Genomic DNA, 26,475 nt, shown 5'->3' with positions numbered 1-26,475 from the left:
GCACGCGGGGAGCAGACATGGGATCGGTTCGGAACGTGGCGGTGTTCGGCGCCTACGGGCACACCGGGCGGTTCGTGGTCGCGGAGTTGCGAGAGCGCGGATACGTCCCGCTGCTCCTCGGCCGGGACCAGGACAAGCTGCTGGCGCTGGCGCAGGCCTGGCCGGGGCTCGAGGCGCGGCGCGCGTCGGCCGAGGATCCGGCCTCGCTCGACCGCGCGCTGGACGGCGCGGTCGCCGTGATCAACTGCGCCGGGCCCTTCGCCACGACCGCCGCCCCGCTGGTCGAGGCGGCGCTGCGCGCCGGCATCCCGTATGTCGACGTGGCGGCCGAGATCGAGGCGAACCTTGACACGTTCGATCACTTCGCGGAGCGCGCCCGCGCCGCGGGCGCCTTGGTGATCCCGGCGATGGCCTTCTACGGCGGCCTCGGCGACCTGTTGGTCACCACCGCGATGGGCGACTGGACGGCGGCGGACGAGGCGCACATCGCCTACGGCCTGAGCAGTTGGCACCCCACTGCCGGAACGCTCGCTTCGGGCACGGTCTCGGGGCAGCGACGGGGTGGCCGCCGTGTCCGCTACACCAGCGGACGGCTGGAGTACCACGACGACGCTCTGCCGACCCTGGAGTGGCCCTTCCCGGCTCCGCTCGGCCCCCAGAGCGTCATAGGGGAGTTCACCATGGCCGACGTCGTCACCGTTCCGAGCCACCTGGCCGTCCCGGAGGTGCGCACCTACATGACCGCCAAGGCGGCCGCGGACCTGTCCGCTCCCGACGCCTCGGCACCTGCCGCCGTCGACGGGCGCGGCCGCTCGGCGCAGACCTTCGTCGTCGACGTCCTCGTCCGCTCCGGCGGCAAGGAACGCCGCGTGGCCGCCGCCGGTCAGGACATCTACGCCATCAGCGCGCCGCTCGCGGTGGAGGCCGTCGACCGCATCCTCACCGGCCGGACCAGGACCACCGGCGTCGCCTCCGCGGGCGCGGCCTTCGACGCCCCGGACTTCCTCCGCGCCCTGTCCTCGCACCTCTCGCTGCACGTCCCGCTCGACACAGCCGGCTGACCGGTGACCCGCGCCGGGTATCCGGACCGTACGCCAGGGTCGGCGGCCACCAGCGCCGCGCCGTCGGCCACCCGGCCGCTCTCGCCACGGGCCAGGCACGTCACCGCGTGCCCCCGCCCGACCGCCTGCCGCGCCACCTCACGGCCCAGCCATGCCGTCCCGCCCAGGATGAGAACATTCATGCACGCACTCAACCACCTGCCACGACATCTTCCGCGGCTGATTCGCAGGGGGCGTAACGGACGCCGGACGCGAACACGGCGTGCCTGAATGTGATCACTGTTACATGTTCTGGCGCGGCGCCACGGGTCGGCGCATACTCCTGTTCCATGCCAAATCACATGATCAACCGTCGGGCGCTGCTGCGCGCCGGCATCATGGCCGGAGGCCTCCTGGCCGGTGCGACGTCCGCGGGCACCGCCGTCCTCGCCCAGACCGCTCAGCGGTCGTACGACACCGCTCCGGACCAGCGGCCATCCACTCCGGATCAGGCGTGGGCGACCCTGCGCGAGGGCAACCGCCGCTGGGTGACCGGCACCACGACGCACCCGCACCAGGACGCCGCCCGGCGCAAGGAGGTGGCGCAGAAGCAGGACCCGTTCGCGGTCGTGTTCTCGTGCATCGACTCGCGCGTCGCTCCCGAGTTAGTCTTCGACACCGGACTGGGCGACCTGTTCGTGGTACGGACGGCCGGGCAGACCATTGACCCGCTGGTGACAGGCGCCGCCGAGTACGGGCCGGCGGAGCTCGGCACCCCCCTTGTCGTCGTGCTCGGCCACCAGCGCTGCGGGGCGGTCACGGCCGCCGCGGAGTCCCTGCACGAGCACAAGAGCCTGCCCGGCGAGCTGAGCACGATCGCTTCATCGCTGCGGTCGGCCTACACGCGTTCGGGCGGCGACGTCGACAAGATGATCCGCATCAACACCGTCGACGTCGTGAACCGGCTCAAGAAGGACAAGCTCTTCGCTCCTCGCATCGCCAAGGGCAAGCTCAAAGTCATCGGCGCGTACTACTCGATCGACACCGGCGAAGTCACCCGCCTCGTCTGACGTGCGTCTCCGGCACCGCGTCCTTCGGGGCGATCAGTCGCGGGCCGGCGGGAGGGCGTGGACGATCTCGGCGGAGCGGCGTGGCCAGGCCATGGCGTACAGGCACAGCATGCGCGCTATGCCCGCATCAGGCCGTGGCAGGCGATCGCGGCCGCGGCCACCACGTTGAGGGAGTCCACCCCCGCCTCCATCGCCCGGGAGCTCATCGGGATGCACACCGCCTCGTCCGCCTCGGTCAACCACCGCGACGACAATCCGTCCCCCTCCGACCCCAGCAGCAGCGCCACCCGATCGGCCATCTTCACCTCATCGAGCGAGGTGACCGACTGGTCGGGCGTCAGGGCCAGCGTCCGGTAACCCGCCTTCCGGATCACCTCCAGCCCGGTGAACCAGTTGTCCATCCGCGCGTACGGGATCGAGAACACCGCCCCCATCGACACCTTCACAGCACGGCGGTAGAGCGGATCGGCGCACCGGGGCGACAGCACGATCCCGTCCACTCCCAGAGCGGCGGCGCACCGGAAGATCGCGCCGACGTTCATGCAGGCATCTTTCCTGCGATCCCTGCACTCCTGGCTATGTCCGAGTACGTTCCGACCAGTAGATGAGGTCGTGTCGGTTGGCCAAGCTGGACGAATGCTCGACGCCTAGAACTCGCTCCCGCACAGGAAGCAGGGCGGCAAACTGGTCTCGAGCAGCCGCGGCGTTCCCTGCCTCTCCCGTCCAACGCGCGAGTTGGTGCCGGGTGGCTAGGGTATGGCGGTGCTCGGCGCCCAGGATGCGTTCGTATAGGGGAAGCAGTGCGGAGAACTGATCACGAGCACTAGCCGCATCCCCCGCCTCCCCTGTCCAGTAAGCGAGGTTGTGCCGAGTGACGAGCGTGGACGGATGCTCGACGCCCAGGACGCGCTCGCGTATGGGGAGCAACTCGATCAGTTGGTCGCGCGCCGCGGTTGCGTCTCCCGCCTGTCCCGTCCAGCGGGCGAGGTTGTGCCGGGTGGCCAAGGTGGACGGGTGCTCTGCGCCTAGGACGCGCTCACGTATAGGGAGAAGGGCGGCGAACTGATCTCGCGCCGCGGTTGCGTCACCTGCCTGCCCCGTCCAGCGGGCGAGCTGGCTTCTAGTGATCAACGTCTCTGGGTGCTCCACACCTAACAGGCGCTCACGTACGGGGAGCAGGGCGATGAACTGGTCGCGAGCGGCGATTGAGTTCCCGGCCTGTCCAGTCCAGTGGGCGAGCTGGCTTCGAGTGGCCAGGGTGCTGGGGTGCTCTGTTCCTAGAACCCGCTCGCGTACAGGGAGAAGGGCGGCGTACTGCTCGCGAGCGCCGGCAGTGTCCCCAGCCTCGCCCGTCCAATGAGCGAGGTCATGCCGGGCGGTCAAGGTTTCCGTGTGCTCGGTGCCAAGGACACGTTCGGCTACAGGAAGTAGGGCGGCGAGTTGGTCACGGGCGGCGGCGGGGTTCCCCGCCTGCCCCGTCCAGCGAGCGAGACTGCACCGGACAGACAGAATGTGTGGGTGTTCTGGGCCAAGGTTCGTGACCTCGCTGTCATGTATCTGCTGGCACAGAGCCTTCGCGGTGCGGTAGTCCCCACTGAAGCCGAGGAACTGCGTGATGGCAGAGAGGGCAGGTGAGCTGAGGGGTAGGACGGCACTGGCGTGCGGCAGTAGTTGGGCGAAACGTAGCCATGTGCCCGGGTCCTCCGGCCTTTGGGGCAAGGCGGCTGCGAGGAGAGCGGCTGCGGCGCGCCGCCAGATGTCGCGCTGGCTCGGGGTGAGTTGGTCGAGAGTGACAGCCTGGACCAGGCGGTGCACCGACACCGTTCCGCCAACCGGTCTGCTGATGAGGCAGAAGCGGCGCAGTGCAGTGACCGCTGCGTTTATCGCCAGGTCGCCGTAAGGCAATGGGAGCGGCTCGCCGATGCCATCACTGCCGCTGGCGAGCAGGCCTTGGAGGCTGGGCTGGCTGATCGGCGTGAGCAACAGCCGGTAGGGGATAGCCTCCGGCGCGTAGCAGGCCAGCAACCGCAGCAGCGCGATCGCCTGCGGGCTGGTCTGGGCCAGGCGGTCAATGGCCAGCTTCCAGGTAGAGGCGACTCGCTGCTCATAACCCCACGCATGTCCCTGGTCGAGCAGATCGGCGCGCCTGTCGCGCAGCAAGCTCAAGTAATCGGCCAGCGTGATGCCCGAGTCGGAGATGTAGGCGCCAGCCTGTTCGAGCGCCAGTGGTAGAGCACCCAACTCATCGACCACGGCGGCAGCAGCAGCCTCGTCATGCTGGCCACTGCGATCGAGCAGGAAAGCCGCGGCCGGCGCTGCGTCCAACATCGGCAGTTCCATGCCGTGCCGCGGAGGCCAGTGGCCGGAACGGCTGGTGATCAGGACGTGTCCGTTGCCGGCGGGTGGCAGAAAGGCTCGCAGAGCTTCGGCGTCGGGGGCATTGTCGAAGATGAGCAGCCACCGGCAGGGACGAGCGGCCAGCGCGGCATGGACTTGGCGCACCGGATCGGCCGTCTCACCAGGCGGGCGCAGCCCGAGTAGCGCGGCCAGATCGGCGAACGCGGCCGACAACACTGCCTCATCCTCCGCGGCGACCTGCCATACCAGCTCATAGGCGTACTGGTAGCGGTGGCTGTACTCGACGACCAGGCTTGTCTTGCCGACCCCGCCCAACCCGTGCACAGCAATGGGAAACGGTAGAGCCTCGGCAACCGACAGCTGCTCGTAGAGCTCAGCTAGGACCTCATCACGACCGGCTAACTGCGGTGGACGCGGAGCCAGCCGCACCGGACGGGTATCCACTGCCTTCCGCGGTGGCAAATACACATTTCCTACCGCGCCCACGAAGCCGCCGGTGATCGCAACGGCTTTGTCGCCGGTCATCGGCGGAGCTGTCACCGAGCCGACAACGGCGATGGACCGAGCGCCTTCGGCATGCACACTGCCGGAACCACTGGCCCGAGCCGACACGCCTACTTGGCCTATCACCATGCCACCAGGCGAATGGCCGCCGACCGCTGGCGAGCCCGCCTCTGAGGGTGATGCCGACGGCGGGGCATCTGGAGAAGGCCCAGAAGCGCGTAACTGCATCCACAACGCCGCGCCGCCCAACAACGCACCGACCGCCATGCTGACCACACTGGCCCGCTTGTCCAGCACGTCCAGCACCTCTGGCGGAAGGTGCAGGGGGTCGGCGAAGAAGAAACCAACTAATCCGGCCACCACTGAGCCCAATGACACCGCCGCCCCAGCCCGCGCTAACGTATGCCGCCGGCCCCGCCGCACCGGCGCGCCCTCAGGAGTCTTTTCCGGGAAAGAAGCCGCCACCATTCCAGCGTGCCGCCGAAGCAAGCCGTTGCCCAGGATTTATCGCGAAGCCGCTATCCGTAGCCGCAGTCCGCGCCATGGACGCATGAGCGCCGATTACCCATCCGATAGTCCGTCCCTACCAATGCCTCTGCACGTCTTTCAGAGTCATATATGAGCGTCCATAATCGGCTCCGGAGCGTCACTTCGCCGCACCCCCAAAACAAGAGCCGCTTCCCCGAGATCGAAAGGCTTCGGCACCCCCTGGACCCATCTCGCCGTCGGATAGATCATGACTATCAAACGATCTTCTATGGAACTAAGGAGGACCATGATGCCGAAGATCAGGTCAACGGGACGAGCAGTGGCCCTGGTGACGGCGAGCATGCTGGCCGGGGGCATGCTCACGGCCGGCGGAGCGGCCCTGGCCACCGCCATGAACGAGGCGCCGATCAACGCCTGCGTCACCACTTCAACCGGCGCCCTGCGCATCGTCCCGCCTGGAACAGCGTGCGAAGAGGGCGAAACCGCGCTGGACTGGAGCCGGCAGGGTTCGCCTGGACAGCTCGGCATATTCACGATCAAGGGTCCGGGAACCAGGATCGCTCCCGGGGAAACAGCTCACCTGCGGGCTGACTGCGGCGACGGGAACTACGCGATCTCCGGCGGGTACTTGGGCGAGCGGCCGACGGCGCCCATAAGCGTCTTCGCCAACACGATCGACAACAATGACACCAGCGCATGGCGAGTCAGCATCATGAACCACAGCGAAACTACGACCTACCCCTTCGTGACGTACGCCTCATGCGTGCCACTTCCAGCTACTCGATGAAGATGTCTGTTCCTCGCCGGTGAGCCTGCCCACCGACATCTTGTCGATCATGTAGCGCAGGAGCCGGTCGGAGGCTGAGTCGTTGACTGTCCGGCACGGCCGGGCGGTCAACGTCACAAGGCACGTCGTACGAACCACACAGGCGTCTCCGCGATCAGCCGGGAACCGGTCGTCAACAGTCACACCTCGGCAAGGCTCACTGCACATCCGACCGCACGGCCCGTTCAGGCACGCACCCTCTACGCTCCGAGCTACAACCGGGCACCGCCTCGCATAAGCCCGTGGCAGGCGATGGCAGCCGCAGCCACCACATTGAGGGAGTCCACCCCAGCGGCCATCGCGGCTGGGCTCATCGGGATGCACACCGGCTCATCCGCCTCCGCCAACCACCGAGACGACAACCCATCACCCTCCGAGCCAAGCAACAGCGCCACCCGATCCGTCAGCTTGACGGCATCTATGGGTGTAGCGGCCTGATCGGGAGTCAGGGCGAGTGTCTGGTAGCCCGCCTTTCGGATCTGCTCCAGCCCCGTGAACCAGTTCTCCATCCGCGCGTACGGGATCGAGAACACCGCCCCCATCGACACCTTCACCGCCCGCCGGTACAACGGATCAGCGCACCTCGGAGACAGGATGATCCCGTCCACTCCCAACGCGGCAGCACACCTAAATATGGCGCCGACGTTGCTGTGATCAACAAGGTCCTCCAGCACAAGGATCCGCCGAGGGTGTTGTTCTGCGACCTCCACATTGGAGTGGTCGACCAGGTCCTCCAGGACGAGGACGCGCCTGGACGGGTCACCGGACGCCCCGGCCAGGACGGCCGCCATCGAGGGCAGCGGGAGGCGGGCCATCGAGGCGAGGGCTCCTCGGTGCACCGGGAAGCCCGCGATGCCCTCCATGACCTCGTCGCTCACCACGTACACGAGCGCGTCGCCGAGCACGTCGGACAGCGGCTCCAGCCAGCGGCGCGTGGTGAGGACCGAGCGGACCGGGTAGCCGGCGCCGATCGCGCGCCGGATGACCTTCTCCCCCTCCGCCAGGAACAGCCCGCGCTCGGCCTCCAGGCTCTTGCGCAGCTCCACGTCCCGCAGCCGGGTGTAGTCGGCCAGGCGCGGATCCGCCGCGTCGGTCACGTACTCAAGCACGTTCCGATACTGCCATGAGCCGCGTGACCTGCCAGACCAGCGCGTACCCGAGGAGCACCACGCCCAGGCCGACGATCGTGCCCGCGCCGACCTTGGTGATGACGCTGGGCACGCCGAGCTCCGGCGACGGCGGGTCGACCACCGGCCACAGGAGCGCCCCGGCGATCGTGCCGACCGAGGCCGCGCCGAGGACGTAGAACCGCACGGCGGGCCTGACGCGCAGCCGCGCGGGCGGCACGACGGCGGGGATGCGCGACAGGCCGCGCCAGGCCCACCACACGACCACGGCCAGCCCGACGACCGACGAGACGTACTGGAGCAGCCGGAACAACCTGATCACGCCGAAGACCGACACCGCGAGCCAGTCGCCCCAGCGGGGCGGCGCGGTGGAGTGGGTGAAGGAGTCCCACAGGACGTGGGTCCCGGCGCCGACCAGCGCTCCCATGACGATGGGCAGCACCCGGAAGCTGCGCCACGACGGCAGGAGCGTGGCGGCGCGCCCCGCGAGCCCCGGCGGCAGGAGGGTGATCAGCGGGTCGCGCACCACCAGGTGGAACAGGGCGAGCAGCGCGAGCACGGCGGCGATGTCGATGGTGAGCACGCCGCGCAGGGAATGCCAGTCGGTGTAGTCGGGCAGGAACGGCAGGAAGATCGGCAGATCGGGCACCATGGCGCCCATCGCCAGCGCCCACGGGTCCAGCACCTTGCGGACGCGCGGCGACGACACCAGCGGGAGCACCGCCGCGATGTGGCTCGGCGTGAACGGCACGGCCTGTCAACCCCTCCCCCTCAGTCGGCCCCCATCAGTCGCCCCGCGCAAGAGACCGCACAGGCGCCCCGGACAGGGCCGTAATCGAGCCCTGAAGCGGACCCGTGACCCGCGGCGACCCGTGAAGTGATCCCCGCAACAGCCCTCCGGTAATCGATCATTGAACATCACCCGACCGACCTTTGCCGCTCGCCTTCGGGATTACTTGGGGTAACGGATAAGGTACGTACCGCTGCCGACGGCCGGACGACGTCGGGGATTCGGGAGGTCAAGGTGCCTGACCAGCGGGTTCACGCGCATCCGGCCGCGTCAGCAGAATGGCTGCGTGCGGCCCGGTCGGCGCGGGCGCTGTCGGTGGCGACCCTGGTGTGGCTGGGCCTGGAGAGCTCGCTCGGCCTGTGGGCGGGGTTCCGGGCGCACTCGGTCGCGTTGATCGGCTGGGGGATGTCGGCGCTGGTCGAGGGTGCGGCGAGCCTCATCGTGGTGTGGCGGTTCACCGGGTCGCGGACGTTGTCCGAGGGCGCCGAGCACCGGGCGCGAAAGGCGTTGGCGGTGAGTTTCTGGGTGCTGGCGCCGTACCTGGTCCTCCATGTCGCGTACGACCTGGACATGGGCCACCGGGCGGTGCCGACGGCGCTGGGGATCGCGGTCACGGCGGTGAGCCTGGTGAGCATGCCGGCCCTGGGGCTGGTCAAGCGCCGGCTGGCACGGCGGCTGGCGTCCCCCGCGACCGCCGGCGAGGGCACGCAGAATCTCATCTGCGCGGCGACGGCGGGCGGCGTGCTGGCCGGGCTGTGGCTCAATACGGTCGGCTGGTGGTGGGTGGATCCGGTCATGGCGGTGGCCCTGGCGGCCGTGGCGGCGCGGGAGGGTCACCGGGCCTGGCGTGGTGACGGATGCTGCCACTGATCTGACACTCCGTAGTATCCGCACCAAAAGGGCTGTTTTGCCACAGTAAGCGCACCGAGTATCGTTCCGGAGGTATTGCGGAGCATCTCCGGTCAGGGTCTCCGGAAGGTCTCAACACACCAAAGAGGACATCGTGGGGCGACACCGCACAGACGAGTTCGATGGCGGCTACCAAGCCCAGGAACCCGCTCCCCGCCGGCGATCCGCCGCACGGGGCCGGGGCAGGGTGCTCGTCCCGCTCGCCGGGGCCGTCGCCCTGGCCGTCCTGCTCGGCGTCGCCGCGTTCGTCATCTTCAACCGCGACCACGACTGCTCGGCGGGCAAGCTGGCGCTGCGCGTGGTGGCGACCCCCGACATCCAGCCGGCCCTGAGCAAGGTCGCCGGCACCTACAACAAGGCTCTGCACTCCATCGACAGCCGCTGCGTCGAGGTGACGGTCACCAAGGAGGCCGCGGCCCGCACGGCCAACGCCTTGGGCGCCGGCAAGGCGGCGGCCGACCTGTGGGTGGCCGACTCCAGCCTCGCGGTGGCCAGGCTGCGCAGCGAGCCCGCGGGCGCCGCGCTGCCCGAGCCGTCCGGCTCGGCCGCCGTGTCGCCCGTCGTGCTGGTGACCGCCAAGGCGTCGGCCGAGAAGCTCGCCGGCAGCCTCCAGCCGAGCTGGGCCGGCATGATCGCGGCGGCGAACGTGGCCAACCCCGACGGACCCGGCAAGAAGGTCCGCGTGCTCGCCCTCGACCCGCAGAAGAACTCCGCGGGCATGGCCGCGCTGATCGCCGCCGCGGGCTCGGCCAAGAAGGCGGGCCAGGACAAGGCGCTCGTGGGGGCGCTGAAGGAGCTGTCGGGCCAGATCGTCGCCGACCCCGGCGCGCTGCTGGCCAGCCTCACCGTGAAGTCCGGCAGCAAGGTGCCGGTCGGCGTCGCCTCCGAGCAGAACGTCTACAGCCACAACGCGAAGAAGCCCGACGCGCAGGTGGTGCCGCTCTACCCGGCCGAGGGAACGTACAGCCTGGATTACCCGATGCTGGTCCTGTCCAAGGACGCGGAGGTGCGCAAGGCGGCGGCGGCCTTCCAGAAGGAGCTGACCACCGAGTCGGCCCGCCGGACGCTGCGCGACCAGGGCTTCCGTACACCCGACGGCAAGGGCGGCGACGCGCTCGCGAAGGACAAGGGCTTCGTCTCCACCGCGCCGCGGGCCCTGGCGCCGCCCGACGCCAAGACGGTGGCGAGCATGGCCCAGACCTGGTCGAGGCTGAACCTGGGCAGTCGCCTGCTGACCCTGCTCGACGTCTCCGGCACCATGGCGCTGCCCGTGCCGGGCACGAACCTGACCCGCATGCAGGCCATCTCCCGCATCGCCACCGAGGGCCTCGGCCTGTTCCCCGCCGACTCGGAGATCGGGGTGTGGGCGTTCTCCACGCACCTCGACGGCCAGGGCAAGGACTGGCGCGAGATGGTGTCGGTGGGGCCGCTGAGCCAGACCGTCGACGGCCGGCTCCGCAAGGAGGCGCTGGCGGCGCAGTTCGCGACCGTGCAGGCCAAGGCCACGGGCGACACGGGGCTGAACGACACGCTCAAGGCCGCCTACACCGAGATGACGAAGTCGTACGCGGAAGACAAGATCAACACGATCGTGATCCTCACCGACGGCGCCGGCAACGACGACCCCGACGGCGGCGTGGGCAACGCGGAGCTCCTGTCGTACCTGAAGAAGACGTACAACCCGAAGCGGCCGGTCAGCATCCTGCTCATCGCCTTCGGCCCCGACGCGCCCAAGGGCAAGAAGCAGATGGACGCCCTGGCCAAGGCGACCGGCGGCGAGGCGTACGTCGCCGAGAACATCCTCCAGGTGCGCGACTTCTTCCTGCAGGGCATGGAGCGCCGTCTGTGCGCTCCCAAGTGCGACGGCTGACCGTCACACCGGCACCTTCCGCCCCTGTCCTCCCAGCTCATGCCCGTTCGGCATGGGCGGGCGAACGCGGGTCAACCCGGCCGCGCCAGGCGGCGTCCTAGGCGCGTGGGGGTCACACGCGAGCCGCGGGGAGGGTATTCGTGCCTGGATGGCCGACTGTCGACCGCGCCGGGGATCACCGGTTGGCGGACGCGCTGCGGCGCGGCGACCACGGCGCTCCGGCCGAACTCTACGACGCGTACGGCGTGCGGCTGCACGACTACGCCTGCTCGCTGACCGGTGACGGCCACAGCGCCGCGGGGGCCGTGCACGACGCGCTGGTCACCGCGTACGGCCGGGTGGACCGGCTCAAGGACGAGGCGCGGCTGCGCGCCTGGCTGTACGCGCTGACCAGGGTCCAGGTGATGGCCCGGCTGGCGCACCGGAGCGGCGCCCCGGTGCGGGGCGTCGCGGAGCCGTCCGTGGACGAGCCGGACGACCCCGAGCTGGCCGCGCTGGTCCACGACGCGCTGGTCGAGATGGACCGTCTCGACCGGGAGACGCTGGAGCTGTCGCTGCGGCACGGCCTGACCCCGGCCGAGGCGGGCACGGTGCTCGGCCTGACCTCGCGCCAGACCGCCACGCGGCTGCGGCGCTCCCGCGACCACCTGGAGAACGCCGCGGCGGCCGTCGTCCTGGCCCGGGTGGGACGCGCCCACTGCCCCGACCTGTCGGCGATGCTCGACTCGTGGGAGGGACCGCTGACCCCGCTGCTGCGGCGCCGGCTGTCGAGGCACATCGGCGGCTGCGAGGTGTGCACCGAGGGACGGCACGGCAAGGTGGCCGGCGAGCGGCTGCTCGACAAGATCCCCGTGGCGTTCCCCCCGCTGTCGCTGCGCCGGCGGTTCATCGCCACCTGCCTCGCCCCCGAGCGCGGCGAGGCCCGCACGCTGATCATGGACAGGGGCGAGAGCTTCGACCGCGACGGGTTCCCCGTCCTGGCCGGCCACCGCTCCCGGCGGCGCTCGCGCGGGCTGGCGCCGGTGGTCATCGCGGGCGCGTGCGTGCTGGCGGGGACGGGCGCGGTGATCGTGGCGAACGCGGCCACAGGCGGCACGATGTTCCAGGGCGCCCCGTCCGCGACGCAGGACGCCGGGGCGAGCGCCGTCCCCACGCCGGGACGGGCGGAGACGGAGCCCGCGGAGCCGGACGACCTCCAGGACGGGCCGGAGGACGCCGGGAACCCCACGCCGGAGCGGACCCCGGCGGCGGACCCGCGTCCGTCCGGGACGACCCCGCGCCCGGCCGCCACGGGGGCCACCACCCGCCCGGCCACGACCCGCACCCGGCGCCCCGCGGCTGGCGCCCGGCTGAGCGCCGTGTGCCCCGGCGAGCTGGACGGGTCGGCCAGGGTGGGCCTGCGTGCCCGCAACGCCGCCGTGGTCTGGAACGCGAGCGCGTCGACGGGGCTCGACGTGTTCCCGTCGGCCGGGTCGATCAGGGCGGGCGGCTCGGTGGCGGTCTGGGTGACGGTGAACGACCCGGACACGGCGGGCGGCGGCACGGTGTCGTTCACCTCGAACGGCGGGCGCGTGAGCTGCCGGCTGTCCTGGGAGGGCCGGAGCCAGGTCTCGGAGCCGCCCTCCACCGGCGAGCCGACGCGGTCGCCCGAGAGCACGCCACAGCCGAACAACCCGCCCGGCAATCCGCCCGGCGACCCGTCGGACGACTTTCCGGACGACCCGTCGGGGACGACCGCGCTGGCCGAATCACCGGCAGGACTGGAGTGACGGACCTTACTACGGCGAAAGGCATGGATTGGTAGATCCATGGCAATGACAAACTAGGATAAACCGGGCCCTGACTCGAAGATCGGGCCATCTATAGGGCATCCTGGTGTGCTTGGGGACCGCACCGGCGCCGGAAGAGTACTGATCCGTGTGCCCTATGTCACGGGGAAAAGTCGCCCCTCCGGTAAACCGGAGTGCGTCACCAAGCGTCGGCATTGACGTGTCCATGGACGGATTGGTCCCATGAAATGCGATCAATCGCGCCTTTGCCCAGCCAGGACCGGGAGAACGGTAAATGATCAAGCACCGCCGAGCGCTCGCGTGGCTGCTCGGACTCGCGTGCGTCGCAGGCGCCGTGATCGCGTTGTTCGACATCGAGACACCGCTGCGCCCGTTCCTGATCTCGCTGTTCCTGCTCGTGGTCCCCGGAGCCGCGGTCGTCGGGCTGTTGCGAGATCGTGACCCGCTCGCCGCGCTGTCGGTGGGCGCCGCGGCCAGTCTCGTGGTGAACGTTCTTCTCGCCCAGGCCATGCTCCAGTTCGACGCCTGGTCTCCCCGGGCGGGGGTGGCGACGATCGCCGTGCTCGGAGGGTTCATGTACGTGCTTCGCGTGTTGTACCGGGGGAAGAACATGCAGACCGAACAGGGGGCCAGGACCAAGTGAAGATCACGGTGGTCCGCCCGGGCGAGCTCGGAGACTCCGAGAGAGCCCGCTGGCGCGAGTTGCAGAAGGCCGACCCGAGCCTGGACAACCCGTTCCTGTCCGTCGAGTTCGCCGTGGCCATGGACCGCTTGAGGGACTACGTGCGGGTCGCGGTGCTCGACGACGGCACCGGCATCGTCGGGTTCTTCCCGTACGAGCGCCACAGCTTCGGCATCGGCAAGCCGCTCGGCGGCTTCCTGACGACCTGCCACGGTCTGATCTCGGTTCCCGGCCTGAAGGTGGACGTGCGCGCGTTGCTGCGCGCGTGCAAGCTCACCGTCTACGACTTCGACCACCTCGTGGCGGGCCAGCCGACCTTCGCGGCCTACGAGTCCGACGTCCGGCCGGCGCCGGTCATGGACTTCACCGAGGGCTTCGACGCCTGGCTGGAGCAGGTCAGGACCAACTCCCCCAAGAACCTGAAGACCGTGCGCTACAAGGAGCGCAAGCTCGGAAGGGAGCAGGGTGAGCTGCGCTTCGAGTACGCCTCGGCGGACCCGGAGGTGCTGCGCGTCCTGCTCGGCTGGAAGTCCGACCAGTACCGGCGGACGGGCCGCGTCGACCGGTTCGCGCAGCCCTGGATCGTCGAGCTGATCGACCTCATGCACGCGGAGCGGTCCGCCGACTTCGGCGGCGTCCTCACCATGCTGTACTCGGGCGAGGAGCCGGTCGCCGGCCACTTCGGACTGCGTACGGCCACCACCCTCGTCGGCTGGTTCCCCGCCTACGACACCGAGTACGCGCGATACTCGCCGGGCATCGTGCACCACCTCCGCATGGCCGAGGCGGCGGCCGAGGCCGGCCTGCTCATGGTCGACATGGGCAAGGGCGGCAAGGAGTACAAGGACTGGCTCAAGAGCGGCGAGCTCTACGTGTCCGAGGGACGGGTCTCCCGGCCCTCGGCCGCGGCGGCCGTCCACTGGATGGGACGAACTCCTTTCAACAAGGCGCGAACAATCGTCATGGATCGGCCGTCTCTCTATAGGGCAGCCGACCGTGTCCTCAAGGGGTTCGGCCGGGTTCGCAGCTCGATCCAGCAGGAGCAGTCCAATGCGGTAGTCAAGGAGCCCACGGGAGCGCGCTAGCGCCCCCGCCTCCGGCACAGCAGCACGGCAGCAGAGCAGCACAGCGGCAGCACAGCACCAGCACCAGCACCAGCACCAGCACCAGAGCAGCAGCAGAGCACCCGTAGGCACCACCCTCACTCCACAGGACCCCGTGCGCCGATCACGGATCGGCCGTTCCCCACAGCACCCGGGAACGGCCGGCCCAGGCTCGCGTGGAGGCGGGTCCCGGAAGGATTTACCTCACCATGAGTCCCGAGAGCACCAAGTACAACGGCAAGGCGCAGATCACCCCTCTGCGCTCGATGCCACCCATCGAGCGGTTCACCCCCATCACACCGCACATCGCCATCTCGCCCACCGTCAGCGTGGTCGTCCCGGCGATGAACGAGGCCGAGAACCTCCCCCACGTCTTCGCCACGCTGCCCCAGTGGATCGACGAGATCGTCCTCGTCGACGGCAACTCGGTGGACGACACGGTCGAGGTGGCCAAGCGACTGCGCCCGAACGTGAAGGTCGTCACGCAGACCGGCCGCGGCAAGGGCGACGCCCTGGCCGCCGGGTTCGCCGCCTGCACGGGCGACATCATCGTCATGATCGACGCCGACGGCTCGACCGACGGCCACGAGATCATCTCGTTCGTCGGCGCGCTGGTGACCGGCGCCGACTTCGTCAAGGGCTCGCGCTACGCGGCCGGCGGCGGCAGCGACGACCTGACGTTCAACCGCAAGTTCGGCAACAAGGTGCTCACCGGCCTCGTCAACATGATGTACGGCACCCAGTACACCGACCTCTGCTACGGCTACAACGCCTTCTGGGCCCGCCACCTCGACGTGCTCGACCTCGACTGCGACGGCTTCGAGGTGGAGACCCTGATGAACGTCCGCGCCGCCAAGGCCGGGCTGAAGGTGCACGAGGTGCCGAGCCACGAGCGCTGCCGCATCCACGGGGAGAGCAACCTGCACGCCGTCCGCGACGGCCTGCGCGTGCTCAGGACCATCCTGCGTGAGCGGCGCCGCAAGCCCACGATCCCGCAGCCGAAGCCGGCCGCCGCCCCCGCCGCTGACCGGGGCGTCGCCTGACCAGCACAAGAAGAGGGATGACAGTGAGAACGTCTGTCGTCATCTGCGTCTACACCGAGGAGCGGTGGGAGGACATCAGGCAGGCCGTCGAGTCGGTCGAGCGGCAGAGCCGCCCGCCACACGAGCTGATCCTGGTGGTCGACCACAACCCGGACCTGCACCTGAAGCTCAAGCAGGCGAATCCACAGGCCATTGTGGTGGAGAACTCGCACGAGCAGGGGCTGTCCGGCGGCAAGAACACCGGCGTGGCCACGGCCACCGGTGACATCGTCGCCTTCCTCGACGACGACGCGGTCGCCGACCCGGGCTGGCTGGAGGCTTTGGAGGAGGGCTTCCAGGATCCGGCCGTCGTCGGCGTGGGCGGACGCACCGACCCACTGTGGGCATCGCGGCGCAGGCCGCGATGGTTCCCCTACGAGTTCGACTGGACCGTCGGCTGCACCTACCGGGGCATGCCGGCGGTCCGCGCGCCGATCCGCAACGTGATGGGCGGCAACGCGGCTTTCCGCCGCGAGGTCGTCTCCGAGGTGGGCGGCTTCCACAGCGGCATCGGCCGCAGCGTCCAGGGCCGCAAGAGCAGGCCCCTGGGCTGTGAGGAGACGGAGTTCTGCATCAGGCTGAGCCAGCGCAAGCCCGGCTCGGTCATGCTGTACGAGCCGCGGGCGGTGATCGGGCACAAGGTGTCGGCGCAGCGTGAGCGCTTCGCCTACTTCAGGTCCCGTTGCTACGCCGAAGGGCTGTCGAAGGCGCTGGTCACGCGCGAGGTGGGCACCCAGGACGGGCTGGCCAGCGAGCGCGCCCACGCGATGAAGACGCTGCCCCTCGGCGCGCTGCGCGGGCTGGGCGAGGCGGTCCGCGGCGACGTGGGCGGCCTCGGCCGCTCCGCCGCGATCGTCATCGGCCTGGCGTGGACCACCTGGGGGTACGTGGTCGGGTCCGCCCGGCTCAAGGGAGCACGCTCGTGATCAGGGTGCCCGTCCTCATGTACCACTCGGTGACCGACAGTCCCAACGAGGAGACCCGCCCTCACTCGGTACGCCCCTCCGATCTGGAGGAGCAACTCGCGTACCTCGTGGAGGGCGGGTTCACCCCGCTGACCTTGGGCGATCTGGTCGCCAGGCTGAACAAGAACACCGGTATGCCCGTCAAACCAGTCGTGGTCACCTTCGATGACGGCTACGCCGACTTCCATGCACACGCGCTCCCGCTGCTGGAGCGCCACCGCTTCCCCGCCACGGTCTTCCTGACCAGCGGCTGGGTGTCCGACGCGGGCGCCGACGCGGCCGGCAGACCGCTGGACGACATGCTGAGCTGGGGTCAGGCCCGGGAGATCGCCCAGACGGGCATCGAGATCGGCGGCCACAGCCACAGCCACCCGCAGCTCGACCAGCTCCCCACCGAGGAGCTGCGCCAGGAGCTGCGCCGCAACAAGGGCCTGCTGGAGGAGAAGATCGGCGCGCCGGTCGCCACCATGGCCTACCCCTACGGCTACTCCAGCGCGCGGGTGCGCCGCGAGGTGCGCAAGGCCGGCTACTTCGCCGCCTGCGCCGTGAACAACGCGATCGCCGCCGACCGGCACGACATGCTGGCCATCCCCCGGCTGACGGTGGGCCGGCACACCACCATGGGCATGTTCCGCCGCGCCGTCGAGGGCAGCGCCGTACCCCTGATCTACCTGCGCGAGCGCGTCCTCACCAAGGGCTACGCGGTCGTCCGGCGGACCAGGTACGGCCTGCAGCGGGTGCGCGGAAATGTCTAGCGTCTGGCGGAAGGTGCTGCACGACCTGCGCAGCCCCCTGTTCCGCAACGGATACGCGCTCATGGCCAACACCGGGATCACCGCCACGCTCGGCATGGGCTACTGGCTGCTGGCCGCCCACTACTACACGCCCGAGGAGTTCGGCCGCGGGCAGGCCGTGATCACCGCGATGCGGCTGTTCGCGTCGCTGACCGCGCTCGGCTTCGTCGGCGCGCTGGCGCGCTTCCTGCCGCTGGCCGGCCGCCGCACGCCCGAGCTGGTGCTGCGCGGCTACGGCCTGGCGGCGGCGACCGGCGGGGTGGCCGCGGTCGGCTTCCTGCTGACCCTCCCGATGTGGGGGCGCACGTACTCCGCGCTGGGCGGCTTCGGCCCCGGGCTGTTCTTCCTCGGGGCGGTGCTGGTCTGGGCGGTGTTCACGCTGCAGGACGTGGTCCTGACCGGGCTGCGCAGGGCCACCTGGGTGCCGCTCAACAACCTCGTCTTCGGTTTGGTCAAGATGGGCCTGCTGGTGGCGCTGGCGGGCGCGCTGCCCGAGGGGGGCATCTTCGTCTCCTGGATGGTGCCGACCGCGCTGGCGCTCATCCCGGTCAACTGGTTCATCTTCTCGGTGGTCATCCCCCGGCACGTCAAGGAATCCGCCTCCGTCGCGGCGCCGCCGCGGCTGCGCGAGGTCGGGCGTTTCCTGGCCGGCGACTTCCCCGGCACGCTGTCGATCCTGGCGATCGTCTACCTGGTGCCGGTGGCCGTCGCGACGCAGGTGGGCGAGGCCACGTTCGGCCGGTTCTCGATGGCCCACACGCTGGGCTGCATGATCGAGCTGCTGGCGATGAACATGGCGGTGTCGCTGACCGTCGAGGGCTCCTACGACCGGGCGCAGCTGGCCGAGAACTGCCGGCGGGCGCTGCGCCGCGCGTTCATGATCATCACACCGATCATCGCTGTGACGGTGCTGGGCGCGCCGCTGATCCTGATGATCTTCGGGTCGGAGTTCGCCACCGAGGGCACGACGCTGCTGCGGCTCATGGCGCTGGCCGTGCTGCCGCGGGTGCTCATCGAGGTCTACCTCAGCTCCCTGCGGGCGCGGAGCGAGGCTCGGGCGCTGGCGCTGGTGCAGATCGGACTGGCCGCGCTCGTGCTGGTCTCCATCGGGGTGCTCTTCCCGTTCGCGAATGTGAACGCGGTGGGGTACGGCATGCTGTTCAGCGAGCTGCTGGTGGCGTGCCTGATCTTTGGAAAGCTACGTAAAGTTCTCAATTCCGGCGAAACAGGACAGCCTCACGTCGCCCAGGGGTCGCACGGGGCCTCATGATGGTCAACGTGAGGCAACGGGACGGCGATGGAATGACAACCGGGTTCACAGGCTCCTCCGAGCTCGACGGCGAGACGGAGGAGGAGCCGGGCGCGCCCTTCGATCCGGACGCCACGGGTGTCATCCCGCGGATCGTGCTCGACCTGGGCTCCCCCGACAGCGACGCCTCAGCGGGCGCGCCGGGGGACGCCTCAGGGGACGCGTCGGGGGACGCGTCGGACGCGGAGTCCGAGACCGAGACGGACGAGGCCGAGACGGACGAGGCCGCGGACGCGGCTCCCGGCACGGACACGGACGCGGACGCGGCTCCCGGCACGGACACGGACACGGACGCGGCTCCCGGCAAGGACACGGACTCCGCCGCGCGCGCCGGGGACACCCATGGCGCTCAGGACGCCGAGGGCGCTCGGGACGCTGACGACGGGGACGCGGACGCGGACTGGGAAGAGGACGAGGACGGGGCCGACGCGGACACGACCACGGCGATCCGGCTGCCCGCGGCCTTCCGCGTGGGCGGCCCGCCCACGGTCCCCGACGTCACGGCCGCCTCCCGTGCCGTCGCGTCCTCGCCCGCGAAGCCCTCCCCCGCGAAGCCCACCGCCGGGGACCGCACCACCGAGGACCGTCCCACCGGGGACCGCACCACTGAGGACCGCACCACTGAGGACCGTCCCGCCGAGGACGGCACCGCTGAGGACCGTCCCGCCGGGGACCGCGCGGCCCAGGACGGCGCCGCCGAGGACCGCCAGGCTGAGCCGCCGGTCGCACCGCCCACCACGCCGTTCCGAGCGGCGCCCCGGCAGAGCGCGCCGTCCGCCCCCGCAGCGTCCGCGGCCCCCGCCGCGCCGGCCACGCCCGAAGCGCCGGCCGCTACGAGCGCGCCAAGCGCACCGAGCACACCGAGCACACCTACCGCGCCGAGTACGCCGGAGCGGGACGAGGCGCGGCCGAAGCCGGCCCCGCAGCGCGCCGCGACCGGCGGGGCAACGGCGGCCGGCGGGTTCGGGGCACGGCTGAGCGCGCTGATGAGCAGCGCGCCCAAGTGGCTGCCCGCCCTGCTCACCGTCGAGGGCCTCATCCTGTACGTGCTCGCCCTGCGCGTGCCCCCCGGCCCGCTGCGCGGCGTGGACCCCGCCAACGTCAACGGTCTCGGCCTGATCGCGGCTCTGCCCGCCAGCGCGTTCGCCGCCATCCTCATCATGCTGGTGGCGTTCTTCGTCACGGTCGCCCAGTCGACCGACCGCAAGTTCCTGCTGCTGTTCCAGATCGCCACGATCACGTTCGCGCTGCACGGCGCGGGCGCCCTGGTGGCCACCGAGCCGCGCTTCCCCACGGCCTACATCCACGCGGGCTTCGTCGACTTCATCGGCCGCACCGGTGAGACGGCGATCAGCATCGACGCGCGCATGGGCTGGCCGGGCTTCTTCGCGCTGTTCGCGTTCGTGACCAAGGCGGCCGGCATCACGGACATGACGCCGATCCTGATGTGGACGCCGCTGCTGTCCAACCTGCTCTACCTGCTGCCGTTCGTGCTCATCCTGCGGCAGGTGGTGGCGACCACGCGGGCGCGCTGGTTCGCGGCGCTGCTGTTCGTCCTCGTGCAGTGGATCGGCCAGGACTACTTCTCGCCCCAGGGCTTCACGTTCGCCCTGTATCTGGCGTTCGTGGCGATCCTGTTGCGCTGGTTCGGGCGGGTGGAGCCGCGCACGAAGCCGGTCCCTGAGAAGGGGCTGCGCAAGTGGCTCGGCCGTCTCGACGCCATGACGCCGGGCGAGATCGCCAACACCGGCACCTACCGCGCCGACAAGCTGCTCATGCTGACGCTGCTGCTGGCGCTGTTCTTCGCTTCGACGGCTTCGCACCAGATCACGCCGTTCATGATGCTCGGCGTCATCACGGCGTTCCTCATCTTCAAGCGGACGTCGCTGACCTGGTCGCTGCCGTTCTTCCTCGGCCTGGTCGTCCTGGCCTGGATCAGCTACGAGACCGTGGGCTTCTGGGCCGGCCAGATCGACGCGATCTTCGGCGGCCTGGGCAGGATCTTCGACAATCTCCAGCGCAACACCGGCGACCGGATCGCGGGCAGCGACCCCGCGCACGCGATGGTGCTGAAGGCGCGGCTCGGCATCCTGGTCGTGATCCTGTCGCTGGCCGCCGTCGGCCTGCTGCGCCGGCTGCGCCGCGGCGTGTTCGACCGCGCCTCGCTGATCCTGCTGTGCGTGCCCGTGCTGGCGCTGGGGCTGCAGAGCTACGGCGGCGAGATCGGGCTGCGCATCTACCTGTTCGCGATGCCCGGCGCCTGCCTGCTGGCCGCGTACGCGTTCTTCCCGAACCTGCCCTCGGACAGCGCGGACGTGCGCGAGGAGACCGTGCCGATCCGCAGGCGGAACGTCCGCTTCAACCCCGAGCTGACCCGGAAGCTGTCGGTGCTGCTCGCGGCGTTCTTCGCCGTGCTGTTCGCGATGGCCTTCCTCGTCGCCCGCTACGGCAACGAGAAGTTCGAGCGGGTGACCAGCGGCGAGGTCGCGGCCATGCACTACGTGTACGAGCACGACAAGCCGAGCGCCCGCGTGGTGTACCTGGTGCCGAAGGTGGGCCCGGAGGTCACGCCCACCATGCCGTGGGGCGAGAAGGACGTGGAGCTGGTCAACTTCTCCGGCCAGGTGCTGGTCTACAAGGACCCGGCCAACATCTCCGGCGCGCTGGAGAAGCTCAAGGCGAGCCCGCGCAACACGTTCCTGGCGGTGACCCGCGGCCAGGTGAGCTACCTCCAGCTCAACGAAGGGTTCCCCGAGGGCTGGCGGGAGAAGTTCCAGGCGGCGCTCGAAGCCTCGCCGGAGCTGAAGAAGGTGTACTCCAACGAGGACGCCGCGCTCTACACGCTGAAGAAGTTCGTCAGGGGCACGGAGATCCCCGATCCCCAGCCGTACAAGGGCCGGGGCGACCCCACGTCGCCGTGGACGCCCGTCGGCCTCGCGGCGCTGGCCGTGACGTGGCTGACGCTGTTCGCCTACGAGGTGATCCGGCTGCACGGGCCCACGCGGGCGCCCAGGGCGCGTAAGCGGCTGCTGTTCGTCGCGGTCCCGGCCTTCGTCATCGCGGTGGGCGTCATAGCCGAGCGCTTCATCTACATCGCGCTAAATAACTGAACTCACAGGAACCTCTCAGGTTATGCGGGATGATGATCCGTGATGACGGCACAACGGGCAGACGGCGCCATGCGGGACGCGCGGGCGTCACGGATCACCTCGGTCGACGCCTTGCGCGGCTTCTCGCTGCTCGGCATCCTCCTGGTCAACATCGCCTTCCTGGCCTCCGGCTACCGGATGGCCGGGATGGCGGAGCCCGCGTTCCACTCCTCGCTCGACTGGGGCGTGCGCTGGAGCGTGACACTCCTCCTGGAGAACAAGTTCTACCTGCTGTTCTCCTTCCTGTTCGGCTACAGCTTCACGCTGCAACTGGACTCCGCGGTGCGCCGGCGCATGCCGTTCACGCCGATGTTCCTGCGGCGGGTGGCGGGGCTCTTCGTGATCGGGCTCGTGCACGCCGTGCTGCTGTTCCCGGGCGACATCCTCACCACGTACGCCGGGGTGGGGCTCGCGCTGCTGCTGCTGCGCAAGCTGTCGCCGAAGAACGCGGTCATGCTGGCGGTCGTGCTGACCAGCCTGCTCGCGCTGGGCTTCGTGTTCCTGGCCGGGCTGGCGGCGCTGGGCCTCGACACGGCGGGCACGGTGTCCCACGGCGTCGCCGAGGCCATCAAGTCGGACCAGTCGCTGGCCGGCTCCGCCGTCGACATCGTCTCCGAGCACGTGCGCAAGCTGTCGCTGATCGTCGTGCTGCGCCTGCTCTTCCAGGGGCCGGCCGTGCTCGCCGCCGCGCTGATCGGCCTGGCGGTCGGCAAGCTGGGGCTGCTGCGCGACCCGTCCGCGCACACGAAGGCGCTGCGGCGGCTGCAGTGGGCCGGCTTCACGGTCGGCCTCGCCGGCGCCGCCGTCTACACGATGTCGGCCTGGAACGGCTCGGTGCACAAGTTCCTCGGCGAGGCGCTGGACCTGGTCACCGCGCCGCTGCTGGCCGCCGCCTACGCCGCCACGTTCCTGCGCGTGCTGCCGCACGTGCCGCGCCTCGCGAGCGCGCTGGCGGCGCCCGGCCGCATGGCGCTGAGCAACTACCTCGCCCAGTCGCTGATCTGCGGCCTCATCTTCACCGGGTACGGCCTGGCGCTGGTGGACCAGGTCAGCCCGCCGGTGGAGGTGCTGATCGCGCTGGTCATCTTCGCGGCGCAGGTCGTCTACAGCCGGTGGTGGCTGCGCGGGCACAGGTACGGCCCGGTGGAGTGGCTGCTGCGCTACCTGACGTACTGGAGCCGGCCGGGAAGGATCGCCGGGGCCGCCCCGGCCGTGCAGAGCCCCGCTCAGCCCTGACCGCGGCCGCTCCACCTGATCTCGTACGGCTTGAGCGTCACCTGCTTGCCGTCCACGGTGGCGGTGACGTCGGTGGCGGCGCTGTTGACCATGACGACCTGCTGGGCCTGCGCCAGGACCTTGACCCGCGCGTCGGACGACTGGACCTGCTCCAGCGCCACCCCGGCGGGGAACCAGCGGGTGAAGCCGCTGAGCAGCCCGGCCATGGGCATCTCCCGGCCGTCGGCGTCCCACACGCAGCCGTGGCACTCGCGGGCGCCGCTCTTCTGCTGCGGGTTCCAGTAGAGGGCCGTCGTGACGCCGCCGCGCGCGAACTCCATCATGGTGGCGGCCTGCAGGGCGGTGCGCCTGGCCTCGCTCCAGCCGGAGTTCTGCGGCTCGTTGTACCACTCGGCCCACCAGACGGGCATGTCGTTGCTCTTCTTGCGCAACCACGAGGTGATCGCGCCGAACTTGGCCTGCGCGGCGAAGTCGTCGGGGATGTTGCCCTTCTCGTTGGTCATGGACGCGCCGTCGACGACGATGAAGTCGGCGCCCTTCTTGTGCTGGATCCAGTACTCGATCGCGTCGAGGGCGCGCTGGTCGACCGTGCCCCACGGCCCGCTCAGCTCGGAGGGGCCGGGGTTGGCACTGGTCTCGATCGGCACGTAGGGGCCGCCCACCTGGATGTCGCCGTCGACGCGCTTGAGAGCGTCGTAGACCTTGTTGTACATCTCGGTGTAGCCCTCGGCGTCCCACCGGTTGGTCGTGGGGTCCCAGAAGCCCTTGAACTCGTTCCAGACCATGTAGTGCTTGACGGTCGGGTACTGGCGGGCGACCTTCGCGGCGAGCTTCGCGTAGTCGTCGAAGTGCTCACGCTCGGGCGCGACCGTGTGGTTCTTGCTCCAGTCGGTGCGGCCGGCCTGGCCGCCCTTCATCCAGTCGGGCGCGCAGCACAGCGTGATGACCGGCGTCCCGCGCGAGGAGGAGATGAACTTCATCCGCCGGTCGAGCTGGGCGAGGGCGTACTGGCCGGGGCTCGGCTCGGGGTTGCCGACGCCCCAGCCCATGATGTGCTGGTTCTGCAGGAGCGGGACCCGGCCCAGGATGCCCCTGGCCTGCTCGGCCACGGGGCGGGGCGCGGTGTCGGCGCTGTACTGGGTATGGGTGACACCCCAGCGCGGCCAGTTGTCCAGCTTCGGCGGGGGCTCCAGGCTGGGCGGGGGCTGCGACGGGCCGGCCTCGGCCACCTCGCCGCCCTTGTACCCGTCCCGCGAGCCGCGCGTCCCCGCGTACACCATGATCCCTGCGACGAGCAGGACCGCCACGATGCCCGCTCCCACGGCGAGTGGCCACGGCGACCGCCTGCGGGCATGCCGACCATCGCTGGGAATCACGGGAACCTCCACCCTCACGCGTGCACGGTGACCGGATGCCACAGCATCCGTGCCTATAACCGTATCTATGCCACTTGCAGGCTACTTGCCGCCGACTCAGAGCGCGGGCGGCCGCTCGCCGCCCGCCGGACCGGGGACGCCCGCATAACGGTACGGCACCGGTTGCCGTCCGGGCTGCACGACGAGCAACGTGCCGGGATCGGCGTAGCAGGCGCTCTCGACCGCGGCGGCCACGTCCTCGGCGGTGAGCAGCGGGAAGCCGGCGTTCAGGAAGGTCTCCCGCTCCTCGGCCACCAGAGGGGTGTCGGTGAAGCCGGGGCACACGGCGCTGATGCGGACGCCGTCGGCGGCGAGGGGCGTCGCGAGCGCCCGGACGAGGCCGATCACGGCGTGCTTGGTCATCGTGTAGATCGGGTCGCCGTCGTAGCCGACGAGCCCCGCGAGCGAGGAAGTCACCACGACCGCGCCGCCCCCCGAGCGCCTGAGCAGCGGCAGGGCGGCCACGACGCCGAAGACGACGCCGTCCACGTTGACGCCGAGCGCCGTGCGGTAGCGCGCCGCGTCGAACGCCCCGAGGTCGATCCCGGTGGCGATGCCCGCGTTGAGGTGGACCACGTCCAGCCTGCCGTACCGCTGCTCGGCGAGCGCGACGGCGTCGCGGCTCGCCTGCTCGGTGCTGACATCGGCGGCGAGCGCGACCCCGCCGGTCTCCTTGGCGAGCCGCTCGGCGCCCTCCCCGTCGAGGTCGACGAGGACGCACCTGGCCCCGCCGGCGGACAGCCGCCGCGCGACCGCGGCTCCGATGCCGCTCGCCGCTCCGGTGATCAACGCGACAGTGCTCATGACGGCTCCAGCATGCGGTGGGCGCGGGCGATGAGGACGGGCACCGCGGAGCCGATCTCCTCGAACCCCTCCCCCACGGTCTTACCCTGGCGGAACCGGGCGTGGATACCCTCCACGATGACCGCCAGCTTGAAGTTTCCGAAGGCGACGTAGAAGCCGAGGTCCGGGATGTCCCGGCCGGACGCCTTGGCGTAGTGCGCCGCGAACTCCGCCGCGCTCAGGAAGCCGGGCGCCAGCGTCACGTCACCGGCCACCGGGATCGAGGCGCGCTCCTCGTCACCCGGGTCCTGCCAGTAGGTCAGCGTCAGCCCGAGGTCGGCCAGCGGGTCGCCGAGCGTGGACATCTCCCAGTCGACCACGGCCATGATCTCGGGCTCGGGCGCGAGCCGGACGAGCGTGTTGTCGAGCCGGTAGTCGCCGTGGACGAGCGTGCCCGCCGACGCGGGCGGCAGCCGGTCGCGCAGCCGGGTCACCAGCCGGTCGTACTCGGGCAGCTCGGCGGTCTTCGAGCGCTCCCACTGCTGGCACCAGCGGTCGAGCTGCCTGGCCAGGTAGCCGTCGGGACGGCCGAAGCCGTCGAGGCCCACCTCGCGGTGGTCGACGGCGTGGATGGCGGCCAGCACCTCGGCCAGCCGCTCCGACAGCCGCCGCGCGTGCTCCGGCTCGGGCTCGCCGAGCTCCTCCTTGGTGCGCACGGCCGCGCCCTCGACGTGCCCCATCAGGTAGAACGGCGCGCCGATGACGTCCTCGTCGGCGCAGAACGCGACCGGCTCGGGCACGGGGACGGGCGTCGGGGCGAGGGCCGAGATCACCCGCCACTCCCGCCGCATGTCGTGCGCCGTCGGCAGCACGTGGCCCAGCGGCGGGCGGCGCAGCACCACGCGCCGGTCGCGGCCCTCGACGAGGTAGGTCAGATTGGACCTGCCCCCCGAGATCAGCGACACTGAAAGCGGCTCACCCGTGTCAGGCACGTGGTCCGCCATCCATGCGCTCAGGCGGGGCAGGTCGATTCCGGGGACCGTCATGGACACACATTAGAACGCCACTCGGTACTGAATGCCAGCTTAGAGTTGTGTAACGTTCCGGACCTGCGTCAATGACTACTGGTAGCAACGGTTAACCTGTCCCTTGCACGGTGTACCCTCCACGCTCGACAGCACACG

20 protein-coding genes and 1 pseudogene are annotated in these 26,475 nt (G+C 70.3%); 14 read left to right on the top strand and 7 right to left on the bottom strand.

The genetic code is table 11. The features are described from left to right. Positions 1-17 precede the first annotated feature (17 nt). Positions 18-1,061, top strand: coding sequence for a saccharopine dehydrogenase NADP-binding domain-containing protein (locus ABZS51_RS12525; protein WP_355439217.1), 1,044 nt, complete (start codon positions 18-20; stop codon positions 1,059-1,061). A gap of 341 nt (positions 1,062-1,402) precedes the next feature. Then, entirely contained in the window at positions 1,403-2,110 is a 708-nt protein-coding gene (locus tag ABZS51_RS12520) for a carbonic anhydrase (RefSeq protein ID WP_355439214.1), read from the top strand. A gap of 116 nt (positions 2,111-2,226) precedes the next feature. Here ABZS51_RS12520 and ABZS51_RS12515 read toward each other — a convergent pair. Next, positions 2,227-2,649: pseudogene (locus ABZS51_RS12515) on the bottom strand (RNA methyltransferase); the annotation flags it as partial. A gap of 37 nt (positions 2,650-2,686) precedes the next feature. Beyond that, entirely contained in the window at positions 2,687-4,993 is a 2,307-nt protein-coding gene (gene fxsT / locus ABZS51_RS12510) for an FxSxx-COOH system tetratricopeptide repeat protein (protein ID WP_355439211.1), read from the bottom strand. Between the two features lie 754 nt (positions 4,994-5,747). Here fxsT and ABZS51_RS12505 point away from each other — a divergent pair. Then, the gene (locus tag ABZS51_RS12505; RefSeq protein WP_355439207.1) at positions 5,748-6,248 is read left to right on the top strand and encodes a hypothetical protein; all 501 of its coding nucleotides are present in this window, start codon (positions 5,748-5,750) and stop codon (positions 6,246-6,248) included. A 251-nt stretch (positions 6,249-6,499) separates the two neighbouring features. Here the strand turns inward: ABZS51_RS12505 and ABZS51_RS12500 are convergent, their stop codons facing one another. Both ABZS51_RS12500 and ABZS51_RS12495 read right to left on the bottom strand, forming a co-directional pair. Further along, complete coding sequence (locus ABZS51_RS12500; protein ID WP_355439204.1) at positions 6,500-7,396, bottom strand: RNA methyltransferase; 897 nt, start codon at positions 7,394-7,396, stop codon at positions 6,500-6,502. After that, complete coding sequence (locus tag ABZS51_RS12495; RefSeq protein ID WP_355439201.1) at positions 7,389-8,165, bottom strand: DUF4184 family protein; 777 nt, start codon at positions 8,163-8,165, stop codon at positions 7,389-7,391. The genes ABZS51_RS12500 and ABZS51_RS12495 overlap by 8 nt, the downstream gene beginning before the upstream one ends. 273 nt (positions 8,166-8,438) lie before the next feature. Between ABZS51_RS12495 and ABZS51_RS12490 the strand changes: the two genes are divergently transcribed. The 11 genes from ABZS51_RS12490 (at position 8,439) to ABZS51_RS12440 (ending at position 23,093) form a co-directional block, all read left to right on the top strand. Beyond that, positions 8,439-9,074, top strand: a complete 636-nt coding sequence (locus ABZS51_RS12490; RefSeq protein WP_355439198.1) for a hypothetical protein — start codon at positions 8,439-8,441, stop codon at positions 9,072-9,074. A gap of 133 nt (positions 9,075-9,207) precedes the next feature. After that, positions 9,208-10,983 (top strand): substrate-binding domain-containing protein, encoded by a 1,776-nt coding sequence (locus tag ABZS51_RS12485; RefSeq protein ID WP_355439196.1) that lies wholly within the window; start codon positions 9,208-9,210, stop codon positions 10,981-10,983. 140 nt (positions 10,984-11,123) lie between these two features. Then, positions 11,124-12,752 carry a sigma factor gene (locus ABZS51_RS12480; RefSeq protein ID WP_355439193.1) on the top strand — a complete coding sequence of 543 codons (1,629 nt, stop codon included), beginning with the start codon at positions 11,124-11,126 and terminating at the stop codon, positions 12,750-12,752. Positions 12,753-13,047: 295 nt separating this feature from the next. Next, positions 13,048-13,416, top strand: coding sequence for a hypothetical protein (locus tag ABZS51_RS12475; protein ID WP_310716445.1), 369 nt, complete (start codon positions 13,048-13,050; stop codon positions 13,414-13,416). Then, positions 13,413-14,540 carry a GNAT family N-acetyltransferase gene (locus ABZS51_RS12470; protein ID WP_355439190.1) on the top strand — a complete coding sequence of 376 codons (1,128 nt, stop codon included), beginning with the start codon at positions 13,413-13,415 and terminating at the stop codon, positions 14,538-14,540. The genes ABZS51_RS12475 and ABZS51_RS12470 overlap by 4 nt, the downstream gene beginning before the upstream one ends. Before the next feature lie 227 nt (positions 14,541-14,767). Continuing rightward, positions 14,768-15,601 carry a glycosyltransferase family 2 protein gene (locus tag ABZS51_RS12465; RefSeq protein ID WP_310716442.1) on the top strand — a complete coding sequence of 278 codons (834 nt, stop codon included), beginning with the start codon at positions 14,768-14,770 and terminating at the stop codon, positions 15,599-15,601. A 17-nt stretch (positions 15,602-15,618) separates the two neighbouring features. Continuing rightward, complete coding sequence (locus ABZS51_RS12460; RefSeq protein ID WP_310716440.1) at positions 15,619-16,566, top strand: glycosyltransferase family 2 protein; 948 nt, start codon at positions 15,619-15,621, stop codon at positions 16,564-16,566. Further along, complete coding sequence (locus ABZS51_RS12455; protein WP_310716438.1) at positions 16,563-17,360, top strand: polysaccharide deacetylase family protein; 798 nt, start codon at positions 16,563-16,565, stop codon at positions 17,358-17,360. Before ABZS51_RS12460 ends, ABZS51_RS12455 begins: the two co-directional genes overlap by 4 nt. Next, positions 17,353-18,669: a hypothetical protein gene (locus tag ABZS51_RS12450; protein ID WP_355439185.1), complete on the top strand. Its 1,317-nt coding sequence runs from the start codon at positions 17,353-17,355 to the stop codon at positions 18,667-18,669. The genes ABZS51_RS12455 and ABZS51_RS12450 overlap by 8 nt, the downstream gene beginning before the upstream one ends. Before the next feature lie 32 nt (positions 18,670-18,701). After that, positions 18,702-21,818, top strand: coding sequence for a hypothetical protein (locus ABZS51_RS12445; RefSeq protein ID WP_355439182.1), 3,117 nt, complete (start codon positions 18,702-18,704; stop codon positions 21,816-21,818). A 42-nt stretch (positions 21,819-21,860) separates the two neighbouring features. Continuing rightward, positions 21,861-23,093 carry a DUF418 domain-containing protein gene (locus ABZS51_RS12440; protein ID WP_355439179.1) on the top strand — a complete coding sequence of 411 codons (1,233 nt, stop codon included), beginning with the start codon at positions 21,861-21,863 and terminating at the stop codon, positions 23,091-23,093. Here ABZS51_RS12440 and ABZS51_RS12435 read toward each other — a convergent pair. The 3 genes from ABZS51_RS12435 to ABZS51_RS12425 form a co-directional block, all read right to left on the bottom strand. Further along, entirely contained in the window at positions 23,084-24,400 is a 1,317-nt protein-coding gene (locus ABZS51_RS12435; protein ID WP_355439176.1) for a xylan 1,4-beta-xylosidase, read from the bottom strand. The two genes, ABZS51_RS12440 and ABZS51_RS12435, sit on opposite strands and share 10 nt — an antisense overlap. 165 nt (positions 24,401-24,565) lie before the next feature. Then, a complete protein-coding gene (locus ABZS51_RS12430) occupies positions 24,566-25,312 on the bottom strand; it encodes an SDR family oxidoreductase (protein WP_355439173.1) in 747 nt (248 codons plus the stop codon). Beyond that, positions 25,309-26,337 (bottom strand): phosphotransferase family protein, encoded by a 1,029-nt coding sequence (locus ABZS51_RS12425; RefSeq protein ID WP_355439170.1) that lies wholly within the window; start codon positions 26,335-26,337, stop codon positions 25,309-25,311. The genes ABZS51_RS12430 and ABZS51_RS12425 overlap by 4 nt, the downstream gene beginning before the upstream one ends. Positions 26,338-26,475: the final 138 nt, after the last annotated feature.

This window comes from Nonomuraea sp. NPDC005501 (genome assembly GCF_040605905.1).
Taxonomy (GTDB): Bacteria; Actinomycetota; Actinomycetes; order Streptosporangiales; family Streptosporangiaceae; genus Nonomuraea.
Note: the sequence above shows the minus strand (reverse complement) of the source record. Positions and strands in the feature narration are given on the sequence as shown.